General features: G+C 64.5%; 13 protein-coding genes. 8 read left to right on the forward strand and 5 right to left on the reverse strand.

The window, feature by feature from the left end:
• Both xseA and N7333_RS14510 read right to left on the reverse strand, forming a co-directional pair.
• Positions 1 to 911, reverse strand: a 911-nt coding sequence (xseA, locus tag N7333_RS14505; RefSeq protein WP_279859039.1) for an exodeoxyribonuclease VII large subunit, incomplete at its 3' end; no start/stop codon positions are given.
• A gap of 43 nt (positions 912 to 954) precedes the next feature.
• Positions 955 to 1,884 carry a LysR family transcriptional regulator gene (locus N7333_RS14510; protein ID WP_129481735.1) on the reverse strand — a complete coding sequence of 310 codons (930 nt, stop codon included), beginning with the start codon at positions 1,882 to 1,884 and terminating at the stop codon, positions 955 to 957.
• Between the two features lie 34 nt (positions 1,885 to 1,918).
• Here N7333_RS14510 and N7333_RS14515 point away from each other — a divergent pair, with 34 nt between their 5' ends.
• The 5 genes from N7333_RS14515 to N7333_RS14535 all read left to right on the forward strand — a co-directional run bounded on the left by N7333_RS14515 (position 1,919) and on the right by N7333_RS14535 (position 7,099).
• Positions 1,919 to 2,386: a multidrug/biocide efflux PACE transporter gene (locus tag N7333_RS14515; protein WP_129481734.1), complete on the forward strand. Its 468-nt coding sequence runs from the start codon at positions 1,919 to 1,921 to the stop codon at positions 2,384 to 2,386.
• 56 nt (positions 2,387 to 2,442) lie between these two features.
• Positions 2,443 to 2,997, forward strand: coding sequence for a sugar ABC transporter ATPase (locus N7333_RS14520; RefSeq protein WP_129481733.1), 555 nt, complete (start codon positions 2,443 to 2,445; stop codon positions 2,995 to 2,997).
• A 210-nt stretch (positions 2,998 to 3,207) separates the two neighbouring features.
• Positions 3,208 to 4,677 carry an IMP dehydrogenase gene (gene guaB, locus N7333_RS14525; protein WP_003246196.1) on the forward strand — a complete coding sequence of 490 codons (1,470 nt, stop codon included), beginning with the start codon at positions 3,208 to 3,210 and terminating at the stop codon, positions 4,675 to 4,677.
• A gap of 75 nt (positions 4,678 to 4,752) precedes the next feature.
• Positions 4,753 to 6,330 (forward strand): glutamine-hydrolyzing GMP synthase, encoded by a 1,578-nt coding sequence (gene guaA / locus N7333_RS14530; protein WP_003246195.1) that lies wholly within the window; start codon positions 4,753 to 4,755, stop codon positions 6,328 to 6,330.
• Between the two features lie 142 nt (positions 6,331 to 6,472).
• On the forward strand, positions 6,473 to 7,099 hold the full coding sequence (locus N7333_RS14535) for a hypothetical protein (RefSeq protein ID WP_129481721.1): 627 nt from the start codon (positions 6,473 to 6,475) through the stop codon (positions 7,097 to 7,099).
• 61 nt (positions 7,100 to 7,160) lie between these two features.
• Here the strand turns inward: N7333_RS14535 and N7333_RS14540 are convergent, their stop codons facing one another.
• Both N7333_RS14540 and N7333_RS14545 read right to left on the reverse strand, forming a co-directional pair.
• Entirely contained in the window at positions 7,161 to 7,676 is a 516-nt protein-coding gene (locus N7333_RS14540) for a hypothetical protein (protein ID WP_129481720.1), read from the reverse strand.
• Between the two features lie 2 nt (positions 7,677 to 7,678).
• On the reverse strand, positions 7,679 to 8,149 hold the full coding sequence (locus N7333_RS14545) for a hypothetical protein (protein ID WP_129481719.1): 471 nt from the start codon (positions 8,147 to 8,149) through the stop codon (positions 7,679 to 7,681).
• Between the two features lie 179 nt (positions 8,150 to 8,328).
• Here N7333_RS14545 and N7333_RS14550 point away from each other — a divergent pair, with 179 nt between their 5' ends.
• From N7333_RS14550 to N7333_RS14560, 3 genes are read left to right on the forward strand one after another with little or no spacing between them, the layout of a single operon-like run.
• Entirely contained in the window at positions 8,329 to 9,699 is a 1,371-nt protein-coding gene (locus tag N7333_RS14550; protein ID WP_129481824.1) for a multicopper oxidase family protein, read from the forward strand.
• 53 nt (positions 9,700 to 9,752) lie between these two features.
• Positions 9,753 to 10,229: a tRNA adenosine(34) deaminase TadA gene (gene tadA / locus N7333_RS14555; RefSeq protein ID WP_096825748.1), complete on the forward strand. Its 477-nt coding sequence runs from the start codon at positions 9,753 to 9,755 to the stop codon at positions 10,227 to 10,229.
• Between the two features lie 20 nt (positions 10,230 to 10,249).
• Positions 10,250 to 10,717, forward strand: a complete 468-nt coding sequence (locus N7333_RS14560; RefSeq protein WP_129481718.1) for a hypothetical protein — start codon at positions 10,250 to 10,252, stop codon at positions 10,715 to 10,717.
• A gap of 2 nt (positions 10,718 to 10,719) precedes the next feature.
• On the opposite strand, the gene mltF is transcribed toward N7333_RS14560, so the two are convergent.
• The gene (gene mltF / locus N7333_RS14565) at positions 10,720 to 12,186 is read right to left on the reverse strand and encodes a membrane-bound lytic murein transglycosylase MltF (RefSeq protein WP_012019469.1); all 1,467 of its coding nucleotides are present in this window, start codon (positions 12,184 to 12,186) and stop codon (positions 10,720 to 10,722) included.
• Positions 12,187 to 12,256: the final 70 nt, after the last annotated feature.

The raw sequence follows: 12,256 nt of genomic DNA on the forward strand, positions 1-12,256 counted from the left end.
ACGCCTTCCAGACGCAGGCGCTCGCGGGCCAGGCGGCCCTGCATGTGCAACACCAGGCGGCGCTGCATGTTGTGCAGGCGCTGCACCAGCTCGCTGCTGTCCGGGGCCAGCAGTTCGGCGGCAGCCGACGGCGTCGGCGCGCGCACGTCGGCGACGAAGTCGGCGATGGACACGTCCGTCTCGTGGCCCACGGCGCTGACGATGGGCGTGACGCAGGCCGCCACGGCGCGCGCCACGCTTTCCTCGTTGAAGCACCAGAGGTCTTCCAGCGAACCGCCGCCGCGGGCCAGGATCAATGCATCGAAACCCAGCGCATCGGCCCGTTGCAGGGCGCGCACGATCTGCGCGGTGGCCTCGCGACCCTGCACGGCGGTGGGGATCAGATTCAGTTCCACCTGCGGCGCGCGGCGGCGGAACACGCTGATGATGTCGCGAATCACCGCGCCGGTGGGCGAGGTGACGATGCCGATGCGCCTGGGATGGGCGGGTAGGGCGATCTTGCGTTCGGTAGAGAACAATCCTTCGGCGCCGAGTTTTTCCTTCAGCGCCTCGAACGCCAGGCGCAAAGCGCCGTCACCGGCAGGTTCGACCGCATCTAGAATCAGCTGGTAGTCGCCGCGCCCTTCGAACAGCGAGACCTTGCCGCGTACTTTCACCGCCAGTCCATCGCGCAGCGCCTGGCGCACGCGGGCGGCGTTCTGCCGGAACAGCGCGCAGCGCACCTGAGCCTGGCTGTCTTTCAGGGTGAAGTAGACATGGCCGGACGCGGGACGGGCGAGGTTGGAGATTTCCCCCTCGACCCAGATGCCGGAGAACACGTCCTCCAGCAGCAGGCGGGCGCGGTTGTTGAGCTGGCTGACGCTGAGCACCTCGCGGTCGAGGTTCAGGCGAGCAAAGGGATCGTTGATCATGGGGGCGCATGATAAGTCGAGAGGGGCGTCGGCGCGACCATCATCAAGCCTGTAGCAGGCGTTCCAGCAGCCAGGCCGCCACCGGGCCGAGTTCCCGCTGGCGCGACCACACGGCGTCCACCGTTACCCGTCGCGGCCAGCCACTGCAGCGCAGCTCCTGCAGGCCATCGAAGCCGTAGGCGTCGACCAGTTGCCGCGGCAGCTCGGCCCAGCCGAAGCCCAGGCGCGCCATCTCCAGCAGCATCAGGTAGTCCGGCGCGGCCCAGCAGCGTCCACCGCTGCCAGGCAGAACATCGGCGCTGGCGTCGTCGTTGGCGACGCTGCTCAGGCGCAGCAGGCGCCAGTGCGACAAGTCTTCCGGGCGCACCTGGGCCAGTTCGCTCAGCGGATGACCCTTGGCCGCGAACAGGCCGAATTCACTGCTCATGTGCAGGCGGGCATGGGCGATATGCGGCGGGTAGGCCGGCTGTGCGGCGATCAGACCGAGTTGCGCGCGGCCCTGACTGACCAGGTCGAGCACGTCGGCCTGCTCCGCGATCAGGCTCTCGAACTGCAGATCGGGGAAGCGCTGATCCAGCTCCTGCAGGCGCGCCTCGTACTGCTTCGGCTGATAGGTATCGGACAGCGCCAGGGTCAGACGCGGCTCCTGCCCCCTGGCCAGAGCCGCGGCATGCCGCGCCAGGCGGTCGCTGGCGGTCAGCACTTCCTCGGCATGTGCCAGCAGGCTGGCGCCAGCCTCGGTCAGTTGCAGCTTGCGTGGGCCGCGTTCGAACAGCGCCACGCCCAGGTCAATCTCCAGGCGGGCGACCGCTTCGCTGACGGTCGACTGACTCTTGCCCAGACGCCTGGCGGCGGCGCTCAGTGAGCCGCAGTTGGCCGCGTGGGCGAACGCCTGGAGGGATTCCGGTGAAATATTCATATCGGTTTTGCCGATGGCAGCTGCCTTTGGGATGGCTGATATTCCGATGATCATAGCGCTCGTTGTCACTTATCACGAGGTTCGCTCCATGACTCAGCCCCTGCCGCGCTCGCTGCGTGAGCGCATCGGTCACGCCCTGGCCTTCGAGACCATCGCCGTGCTCATCTGCGCGCCGGCCATGGCCTGGTTCATGGGCAAGCCGCTGTTGCACCTCGGCGTATTGACGCTGATGTTCTCCACCGTGGCGATGCTGTGGAACATGCTGTTCAACTACCTGTTCGACCGTGCCCAGGGACGGCTGGGCTTCGAGCGCGGCCTGTGGGCGCGGGTCAGCCATGCGCTGCTGTTCGAGGCGGGCTTGATTCTGGTGCTGGTGCCGCTGGCCGCCTGGTGGCTGTCGATCGGCCTGCTCGAGGCACTGCTGCTGGATATCGTGCTGATCCTGTTCTTCCTGCCCTACACCCTGGCGTTCAACTGGATCTATGACGTGCTGCGCGCGCGTTGGCTGGCGCGGCGCGAAGCGCAGATGGACGATGCGGTGTGCCGAGGGGCTTGATTTGCGGGCGCTAGCACCTAAGCTGCCGCTCTTTCTTTGTCAGCCCTCCGAGCACCATGACCGCGCAATTGATCCTCGTCCCGCAGATTTCCACGCTTCCCGCTCATGAAGAGAAGGCGAGGGCCATGCTGCGCTGGCTGGTCAAGCGGGAGATCGTCGAGGCGCTGCCCACCACCTGCGGCCAGGGCGGCAACGGCATGGCCTACGCCATCGGCCCGGGCGCCCGACGTATCGCCCAGCACCCCGAGTTGCTGCCCTATGGTCAGCCGCTCAATGGCCTGGAGATCATCACCCATCGCTGCATCTATGTGCCGACGCGGAATTTTCTCGAGGAGGCGGGCTGCCCCGAATGCCGCCGGGAGGTGGGCGTGCCGCTGTTCGACAGCCTGGAAGTGTGGTGGCCCGGGGAAACCGACAACTTCACCTGCCCCGAATGCGGGCATGAGGACGACATCAACGGCTTCCTGTTCCTGCAGCCCTGCGGCTTTTCCAACCTGGGCTTCATCTTCAACGGCTGGATGGATGCCGGCCTGCGTCCGGCGTTCGTCGAGGAGTTCGGCGAACGTCTGGGCTTTGCGCTGAGGCAGGTGCGGGTGGACGATCCGGCCTGAAGCGTAACCCCATGGCGGGTCTAAGAGGCTGCCGCCGCTACCGCGAAGGCCGCCAAGTGACGCCCTGACCTGCTCCCGGCGTTCACGGCCCGACAAGCATTTCCGACGCTGCGTCAGCGATGACGGCACGGAGACACACTTTGCATTGAGGGAAATGAGGTCGCTGGGTATAATGCCGCGCTTCTTATTTTCCCGCTCGGGAGCCCGCCCATGCTGCGCATCAGCCAAGAAGCACTCACTTTCGACGACGTCCTGCTCATCCCCGGTTACTCCGAGGTACTGCCCAAGGACGTCAGCCTGAAGACCCGCCTGACCCGCGGCATCGAACTGAACATCCCGCTGCTGTCCGCTGCCATGGACACCGTCACCGAAGCGCGTCTGGCCATCGCCATGGCTCAGGAAGGCGGCATCGGCATCATCCACAAGAACATGACCATCGAGCAGCAGGCTGCCGAGGTGCGCAAGGTCAAGAAGTTCGAGGCCGGCGTGGTCAAGGACCCGATCACCATCGAGGCCGACGCCACCGTGCGCGATCTGTTCGAGCTGACCCGGCAGAACAACATCTCCGGCGTACCGGTGCTCTCCAACGGAGATCTGGTGGGCATCGTCACTTCCCGCGACGTGCGTTTCGAGAACCGTCTGGACGCCTTGGTGCGTGACGTGATGACGCCGAAAGAGCGCCTGGTCACCGTCAAGGAAGGCGCCGACAAGGAAACCGTGCGCGCGCTGCTGCACAAGCACCGCATCGAGAAGGTGCTGATCGTCGATGACGCCTTCAACCTCAAGGGCATGATGACCGTCAAGGACATCGAGAAGGCCAAGGCCTACCCGCTGGCCAGCAAGGACGATCAGGGTCGCCTGCGCGTCGGTGCTGCCGTGGGTACCGGTGCCGATACCGGTGACCGCGTCGCCGCGCTGGTCAATGCCGGCGTCGACGTGATCATCGTGGACACCGCCCACGGCCACTCCAAGGGCGTGATCGACCGCGTGCGCTGGGTCAAGCAGAACTTCCCCGAGGTGCAGGTGATCGGCGGCAATATCGCCACGGGCGACGCGGCCAAGGCACTGGTCGAAGCCGGCGCCGATGGCGTCAAGGTCGGTATCGGCCCGGGCTCGATCTGCACCACCCGTATCGTTGCCGGCGTCGGCGTACCGCAGATCAGCGCCGTGGCCAATGTTGCCGCTGCTCTGGCGGGTACCGGTGTACCGCTGATCGCCGACGGTGGCATCCGCTTCTCCGGCGACCTGTCCAAGGCCATCGTCGCTGGCGCTTCCGCCGTGATGATCGGCTCCATGCTGGCCGGTACCGAAGAGGCGCCGGGCGAGGTCGAGCTGTTCCAGGGCCGTTCCTACAAGGCTTACCGCGGCATGGGCTCGCTGGGCGCCATGGCGCAGGCGCAGGGTTCCTCTGACCGTTACTTCCAGGACTCCTCGGCCGGCGCCGAGAAGCTGGTGCCGGAAGGCATCGAAGGTCGTGTGCCGTACAAGGGCGCGATGAGTGCCATCGTTCACCAGCTGATGGGCGGCCTGCGTGCCTCCATGGGCTACACCGGCTGCGCCACCATCGAAGAGATGCGCACCAAGCCGGAGTTCGTGCGCATCACCGGCGCCGGCATGGCTGAGTCGCACGTCCACGACGTGCAGATCACCAAGGAAGCCCCGAACTATCGCGTGGGCTAAGGTCCATTGCATTGAATCAACACGGGGCTGGTTTAACAGCCCCGTGTCATTTGTGAATACCTACGAGAGACGGCCATGGCCCACGACATTCACGCCCACCGCATCCTCATTCTGGACTTCGGTTCCCAGTACACCCAGCTGATCGCCCGCCGTGTGCGCGAGATCGGCGTCTATTGCGAACTGCACCCCTGGGACATGAGCGACGAGGACATCCGCGCCTTCGCTCCGCGCGGCATCATCCTCGCCGGCGGCCCGGAGTCGGTGCATGAAGCCAATAGCCCGCGCGCGCCGCAAGCGGTGTTCGACCTGAACGTGCCGGTGCTGGGCATCTGCTACGGCATGCAGACCATGGCCGAGCAGCTCGGTGGCAAGGTGGAAGGCTCCGACCTGCGCGAGTTCGGCTACGCCCGTGTCGACGTGGTCGGCAAGAGCCAGCTGCTGGCCGGTATCGAAGACCATGTCGACGCCGATGGCGTATTCGGCCTCGACGTGTGGATGAGCCACGGCGACAAGGTCACCCGCCTGCCGGAAGGCTTCCACATCCTCGCCAGCACCCCGAGCTGCCCGATCGCCGCCATGAGCGACGACACCCGCCACTACTACGGCGTGCAGTTCCACCCGGAAGTGACCCACACCAAGCAGGGCGGCCGCATTCTGTCCCGCTTCGTGCTGGAGATCAGCGGCTGCGAGGCCCTGTGGACCCCGGCCAACATCGTCGAAGACGCCGTGGCCGCCGTGCGTGCCCAGGTCGGCGACGCCAACGTGCTGCTCGGCCTGTCCGGCGGTGTCGACTCTTCCGTGGTCGCGGCGCTGCTGCACAAGGCCATCGGCGATCAGCTCACCTGCGTGTTCGTCGACAACGGCCTGCTGCGCCTGCACGAGGGCGACCAGGTGATGGCCATGTTCGCCGAGAACATGGGCGTGAAGGTGATCCGTGCCAATGCCGAGGAGCAGTTCCTCTCCAACCTGGCCGGTGAGTCCGACCCGGAGAAGAAGCGCAAGATCATCGGCCGTACCTTCATCGACGTGTTCGATGCCGAGGCCAGCAAGCTGGACAACATCCAGTTCCTCGCCCAGGGCACCATCTACCCGGACGTGATCGAGTCGGCCGGCGCCAAGAGCGGCAAGGCCCACGTGATCAAGAGCCACCACAACGTCGGTGGCCTGCCCGAGGAGATGAACCTCAAGCTGGTCGAGCCGCTGCGTGAACTGTTCAAGGACGAAGTGCGCAAGATCGGCCTGGAGCTGGGCCTGCCCTACGACATGGTCTACCGCCACCCGTTCCCGGGCCCGGGCCTGGGCGTGCGTATCCTCGGCGAAGTGAAGAAGGAATACGCCGACCTGCTGCGCCGTGCCGACCATATCTTCATCGAAGAGCTGCGCAAGGCCGACTGGTACCACAAGACCAGCCAGGCGTTCGTGGTGTTCCAGCCGGTGAAATCGGTCGGCGTGGTCGGTGATGGCCGCCGCTACGCCTGGGTCGTCGCCCTGCGCGCCGTGGAAACCGTGGACTTCATGACCGCACGCTGGGCGCACCTGCCCTACGAGCTGCTGGAAACCGTCAGCGGCCGCATCATCAACGAGATCGAAGGCATCTCCCGCGTCACCTACGACGTGTCGAGCAAGCCGCCCGCGACCATCGAGTGGGAATGATGACCCTCCGAGCCTAGCTCGTGTGACGAAACCCCGGCCATGCTGCCGGGGTTTTGTTTTTCGGGGTATGTGGCGCGTTTTCTGTCGTCCGCCGAGCGCTTTGGCTAGGGTTAGGCTTTTACTTGGCAAAAAGGAAGCGCTCATGTCCGTCAACTCGCCATCTGCCTCGTGCTCGCGCACTTTCCTGGCCGCTCTGCTGCTGGCCGTGGCTCCCTGCAGCTTGGCTCAGGATGTAATTGAGCTTTTCGGCGAGCGCCCTTACACCGGTCGAGTCGACTTCAAGGTGGCACCTCCCTCCGGCAAACCGGACAGCCACTACGGGAAGGGAAGCGTATTGCTGGAGCGCAGTGCGCCGGGTAAGGCGAGTCTGCAGCTGCGGGGCAAGGTTCCGGACAGCACCACGCAGACCGAGCTCACTATTCCAGGTCTTTATGACGATGCAGGTTGGCGCAGCGAGCCGGGTGACGTGCAGGTGAGCATCAGTGCCGACGGGCGTGTCAGCGGTGGCGGTATCAGCGACGGACGTACCTTCCTCTTTTCCGGCACTTTCAGCCCGACTGAGGTACGACTGGAGGTGCGTGTCACGTCGGCGCGCGAGGAAGGCGGTGTGCCTGCCGGCACTACCCTGACTTTCGATTATCGGGTCAAGCGCGAATCCCTTGCGGCGCAAGGCGTTCAGGAGGCAGAGGGCGGTTGTCGTCTGGTCATGCGGCCCATTGCCAATTTCGGTGGCGGCATGACCATGGCTCAGGTACCTGAGTGCGATTGAACGGAGAACTCTGCCGGGGTGGATGGCGGGCCGCGAATACCTTGAGTAGCTCCGTGGACAGTCAGCTCTGCAGCAATGACAGCGTCACCAGGAGGGCGAACATGCTCAGGCTCAGAAAACCGATCAGCAGCATGCGTCTGTCTTCTCGAATCTGGCTGGTGAGTATCGCTTTGCGCTGCTGCCAGTCGCAGGCGATGGTGATCCAGCGATTTTCCAGCATCTGGCGCCAATCCTCATCGCTCAGCCAGCAGGCGACATGATGTGCGGGCAGATCCAGTGCGGGGAACAACTCCTCGCACGTCAGCGGGCCGAGGGATATCTGAAAGCGCTGACCATGTCGCTCGCAGTCCAACTCGAGGCGGACTTGCGGGCGGCTGTCCTGGAAGTGAATGTCTTCCAGGTCGGGTGTGAAAACTTCATAGGATGTGATTTGCGCCGTGCCTGGACGCAGCAAGGCTCTGCGGATTTTTTCCCAGAGCAGCTGCGCCAGCTTGTAAAAGGCCCAGGCGGCAAAGGCGAATAGCAGCAGGCTGATCAGCCACAGCAGGCCGCCGAGCAGGATGAAGAGCACGATCATGATCAGTACCCTGTAAGCAGCGTCGGTGCAGCTTCCCAGATGAGGTAGCTCATGAGCATCAGCGCCATTGCGGCGAAGGGCGATGCGGCGTTTGGGGATTCGGGAGTGGCATCGGCAGGGTTCGCTTTGGGAACGTAAAGCAGAAAGGTGCCGGCCTGTTCGTTGAGCTCGACATGTTCTTTGTCGGACACGAGATGCTCAACTTCGTAGGTGCGTTGTTCGTACTCGTAACGCAGGCGATAGACGTACTTGAGGCTTACCATCGTGGTTTTGCCAGCGCTGATACGTGCTTCTACGAGTTTTTGATCGATGATCGACGCTTTCACGATGTCGTGCGGCCGGCCAAGCCTGTAGCAGTCGGACCAGATCGCCTCGCCGAACGCGGCCATTAGCCCAATCCACATAAGCAGGATCAGTGGCGTGATCGCCACGATCATGATGCCCAAGGGGGCGTCGAAGAAGAAACTGTCCATGTCCTGATGAGTGCTTCCTGTTGATTCCTTGGCAATCTTACCCTGTTGAACCCCGCCGTTTATCGGCGCTATCTCGCAGTATCTGCCGCGGCAATTTGTCTTTGTCAGGGTGCTCGTCTGGCTATCCATGAAAATGAGAAGATACCGCAATTGAGTATGCTCACGAGTTGAGGATGAAGATGTCGTTTACCCGCAGGCAGGTGCTCGCCGGGCTGGCTGGCCTGGGTGTAGCCGGGTTGGGCGTCGGTGGTGTGCGTTATTGGCTGGGGCGTCCGGAGAATATTGCCACGCACGATTACGAGCTGATCGCCGCGCCGCTGGATCTGGAACTGGTGCCGGGGCAGAAGACGCCGGCCTGGGCCTATGGCGGCCAGGCGCCGGGGTTGGAGCTGCGTTGCCGTCAGGGCGAGCGACTGCGGGTGCGCTTCATCAACAAGCTGGACGTGCAGAGCACCATCCACTGGCACGGCATTCGTCTGCCGCTGGAGATGGACGGCGTGCCCTACGTCTCCCAGGCGCCGGTACTGCCGGGCGAATACTTCGACTACGACTTCATCTGCCATGACGCCGGCAGCTTCTGGTACCACCCGCATACCGCCAGCGCCGAGCAGCTGGGGCGTGGCCTGGTGGGGCCGCTGATCGTCGAGGAGCGCGAGCCGACCGGCTTCCGCCATGAGCGCACGCTGAGCCTGAAGACCTGGCATATCGATGAGCAGGGCGCCTTCAGCGAGTTTCTGGTGCCGCGCCAGGCGGCGCGCGAAGGTACGCGCGGACGGCTGAACACCATCAACGGCCAGCCCAATCCGACTCTCGAATTGCCAGCAGGGCAGGTGGTGCGCCTGCGCCTGATCAATGTCGACAACACCATCACCTACCGTCTCAACCTGCCGGGCGGCGAGGCGCGCATCTATGCCCTGGATGGCAATCCGGTGCAGCCGCGGCCGCTGGGCAAGGAGTACTGGCTGGGGCCGGGCATGCGCATCGATCTGGCGCTCAGGGTCCCGGCGCCTGGGCAGGAGTTGCCCCTGCGCAATGGTCCGCTGCGCCTCGCCACGTTTAGGAGCGTTGCCAGCGCGGAGGGCGCGGCTGACTGGCCGCCGCCGCTACCGGCCAATCCCGTCGCCGAGCCGGATCTGGCACGCGCCGAGACCCTGCGTTTCAACTTCGAGTGGGCGGCGACGCCGTCCGGCGATGTCGAGCGTGGTGGCAGCTACAGGTACTGGCAGATCAACGGCCAGGCCTGGGACATCAATGACAAGACCTGTGCAGATCGCCCCATCGCCACGCTGAAGAAGAACGGGCACTACATCTTCGTGCTGCGCAACATGGCGCAGTACCAGCACCCGATCCACCTGCACGGCATGACCTTCAAGGTGCTGGGTTCGGATCGGCGCAAGATCATTCCGTATTTCACCGACACCTACCTGCTGGGCAAGAACGAAACGGCGCGCATCGCCCTGGTCGCCGATAATCCCGGGGTGTGGATGTTCCATTGCCATGTGGTCGACCATATGGAGACGGGGCTGATGGCGGCCATCGAAGTGGTGTAGGGTGTGCGCCGTTTTCCGGCCCGCTTCGCCTGGCCGCCCTACGGATTGATGCCATGAAAAGACCGCAGATCATCGACCGCTCGCGTGACGAGCACTTCATGCGCCTGGCGCTGGCGCAGGCGCGCCTGGGCGCGGAGCAGGGCGAGGTGCCGGTCGGTGCGGTGCTGGTGCAGGACGGCGAGGTGGTGGGGCAGGGCTTCAATTGCCCGATTCTGCGTCACGATCCCAGTGCCCATGCCGAGATGGTGGCGATCCGCGCTGCGGCGCAGAGCGTGCAGAACTATCGGCTGCCCGGCAGCACGCTGTATGTCACCCTGGAACCCTGCAGCATGTGCGCCGGCCTCATCGTGCATGCGCGCATCGCCCGTGTGGTGTACGCCGCCAGCGAGCCGCGGGCCGGGGTGGCGATCAGTCAGGGGCAGTTCTTCGACCAGGGCTTTCTCAACCACCGGGTGCTGGTGGAGGGGGGGCTGCTGGCCGAGGAAAGCGGGGCGCTGCTCAAGGATTTCTTCAAGGCTCGGCGGGGCTGAGCGCCGCAAAGGAAAGGAACATGATGAAACGGATGATGGGCCTGCTGGCCATGGTCGCGGCGTCGGCGGTGGCGGATGAGGCGGATGTGTATCTCTTGGCCACCGTGCAGCTGGGTGGCTCCAACCTGGCGCAGAGCATTTTCCTGCATGAGCCGCAGATCACCACGCTGGAGGATTGCCAGGAAGCGGTGCGCGTGGGGCAGCGAGATCGCGATTGGCAGCGTTATCACCATATCTTCATGCGCGATCGCTTCCAGGGCTTTGCCGGCCACCTGGACTATCGCTGCGTATTCAGCACGCAGCGCTTCAGTGGCTGGAATGATCGTGCGCGCTACTCGCACCCCTATCTGATCGGGATCGACGAGAACGCCAAGCTCAAGGTCGAGCGCATGCCCAGTCAGGCGCAGTGCGCCTCGACCCTGGCCCGCTTGCCGGCGGCCAGGCGTGCGCAGAGTCGCTGCGCGGTGGGTAATCAGAACCTGCTGTAGGTTCAGAGCGGCGGGGTCTGTTCGTCCAGCGTGCGCTTGTCGATGCCGGGCAGGTGGATGCCGTTCTCGGCGACCTGGGTGCCTTCCAGCTGCGGCTGGGTCACCCAGGTGAGGATGTCGTAGTAGCGCCGTACGTTGCGCACGAAATGCACCGGTTCGCCGCCGCGGGCATAGCCGTAACGCGTCTTGCTGTACCACTGCTTCTGCGCCAGGCGTGGCAGGATCTTCTGCACATCCATCCACTTGTTGGGGTCCAGCCCCTCGGCTTCGGTCAGCTTGCGCGCATCTTCGAGGTGGCCGCCGCCGACGTTGTAGGCCGCCAGGGCGAACCAGGTGCGGTCCGGCTCTTGGATGCTTTCCGGCAATTGCTGGTGAATCTGCACGAAGTAGCGGGCGCCGCCGTCGATGCTCTGCTTGGGGTCCAGTCGATTGGAAACCCCCACCGATTGCGCGGTGCGCTGGGTCAGCATCATCAGGCCGCGTACGCCGGTCTTGGAGGTGGCGTTGGGTTGCCACAGCGATTCCTGATAGCCCATGGCGGCCAGCAGACGCCAGTCAATCTGATTGGCGTGGCCGGCCTGGCGGAACATCTTCTCGTAGCGCGGCAGGCGCTGCTGCAGGTGCTGGGCGAAGGTGTAGGCACCGACATAACCGAGTACGTCGACATGGCCGTAGTAACGCTCCTTCAGGCGTTGCAGGGTGCCGTTGGCCTGGGAGCGCTCGAGAAAGGCATCGATTTCCAGCAGCAGGCTGTCGTCTTCGCCGGGGGCCACCGCCCAGCGCATGGTGTTGGTGTCACCCAGGTCGAAGGCCACGCGCACGTTGGGGAAGTAGACCTGGTTCATCGCCAGTTCGTTGGAGTCCACCAGGGTCAGGTCGATCTGTCCTTCGTCGACCATGCGCAGCAGGTCGACCACCTCCACGGCATCGGAGACCTCGAACGTCAGCTCGGGCAGCTCCAGCTTCAGGGCTTCCAGCTGTTCGGCATGGCTGCTGCCGGCCAGCACCAGGATGCGCTTGCCGAGCAGATCCTCCGCCTTGGTCGGGCGCGTCTCGCCCTGGCGATAGATGATCTGCGGGGTGACTTCCAGATAGGGTACGGAGAAACGGGCCTGGCGCTGGCGCTGCGGTGTCTCGACCAGCCCGGCAGCGGCCAGCACCGGGCCGTCGACGTGGCCCAGGCTGGCAAACAGGCTGTCGAGGTTGTCTGCGGTTTCGATCTTCAGCTCCAGGCCGAGGTCGGTGGCGAAACGCTTGGCCAGTTCGTACTCGAAACCGGTGGCACCGTTGCGGTCCTGGAAGTAGGTGGCGGGGCTGTTACGAGTGACCACGCGCAGCTCACCCTCCGCCTTTACCTGCTCGAGTACGCTGGGCTTGGGTTCTTCGCCACAGCCAGCGAGCATCAGGAGGGTTCCAATCGCCAACAGCCCTGTGGCGCAACGCATGCGTATCGCAGGTCGTGCAAACATCGGCGCAGTATACGCAAAGCGCCAGCAGTGCCATATCTCGACAGCGCTTCGCTTCTCTGCTAGCGCTCGC

It is taken from the genome of Pseudomonas sp. GD04158 (assembly GCF_029834875.1).
Classification (GTDB): Bacteria; Pseudomonadota; Gammaproteobacteria; order Pseudomonadales; family Pseudomonadaceae; genus Aquipseudomonas; species Aquipseudomonas hydrolytica.

What these genes read in the sequence shown, in the direction of transcription:
- N7333_RS14550 (WP_129481824.1), top strand. Translation starts at nt 8,329, where the DNA reads ATGTCGTTTACCCGCAGGCAGGTGCTCGCCGGGCTGGCTGGCCTGGGT.
- N7333_RS14510 (WP_129481735.1), bottom strand. Translation starts at nt 1,884, where the DNA reads ATGATCATCGGAATATCAGCCATCCCAAAGGCAGCTGCCATCGGCAAA.
- guaB (WP_003246196.1), top strand. Translation starts at nt 3,208, where the DNA reads ATGCTGCGCATCAGCCAAGAAGCACTCACTTTCGACGACGTCCTGCTC.
- N7333_RS14545 (WP_129481719.1), bottom strand. Translation starts at nt 8,149, where the DNA reads ATGGACAGTTTCTTCTTCGACGCCCCCTTGGGCATCATGATCGTGGCG.
- N7333_RS14515 (WP_129481734.1), top strand. Translation starts at nt 1,919, where the DNA reads ATGACTCAGCCCCTGCCGCGCTCGCTGCGTGAGCGCATCGGTCACGCC.
- N7333_RS14540 (WP_129481720.1), bottom strand. Translation starts at nt 7,676, where the DNA reads ATGATCGTGCTCTTCATCCTGCTCGGCGGCCTGCTGTGGCTGATCAGC.
- mltF (WP_012019469.1), bottom strand. Translation starts at nt 12,186, where the DNA reads ATGTTTGCACGACCTGCGATACGCATGCGTTGCGCCACAGGGCTGTTG.
- N7333_RS14535 (WP_129481721.1), top strand. Translation starts at nt 6,473, where the DNA reads ATGTCCGTCAACTCGCCATCTGCCTCGTGCTCGCGCACTTTCCTGGCC.
- guaA (WP_003246195.1), top strand. Translation starts at nt 4,753, where the DNA reads ATGGCCCACGACATTCACGCCCACCGCATCCTCATTCTGGACTTCGGT.
- N7333_RS14560 (WP_129481718.1), top strand. Translation starts at nt 10,250, where the DNA reads ATGATGAAACGGATGATGGGCCTGCTGGCCATGGTCGCGGCGTCGGCG.
- N7333_RS14520 (WP_129481733.1), top strand. Translation starts at nt 2,443, where the DNA reads ATGACCGCGCAATTGATCCTCGTCCCGCAGATTTCCACGCTTCCCGCT.
- tadA (WP_096825748.1), top strand. Translation starts at nt 9,753, where the DNA reads ATGAAAAGACCGCAGATCATCGACCGCTCGCGTGACGAGCACTTCATG.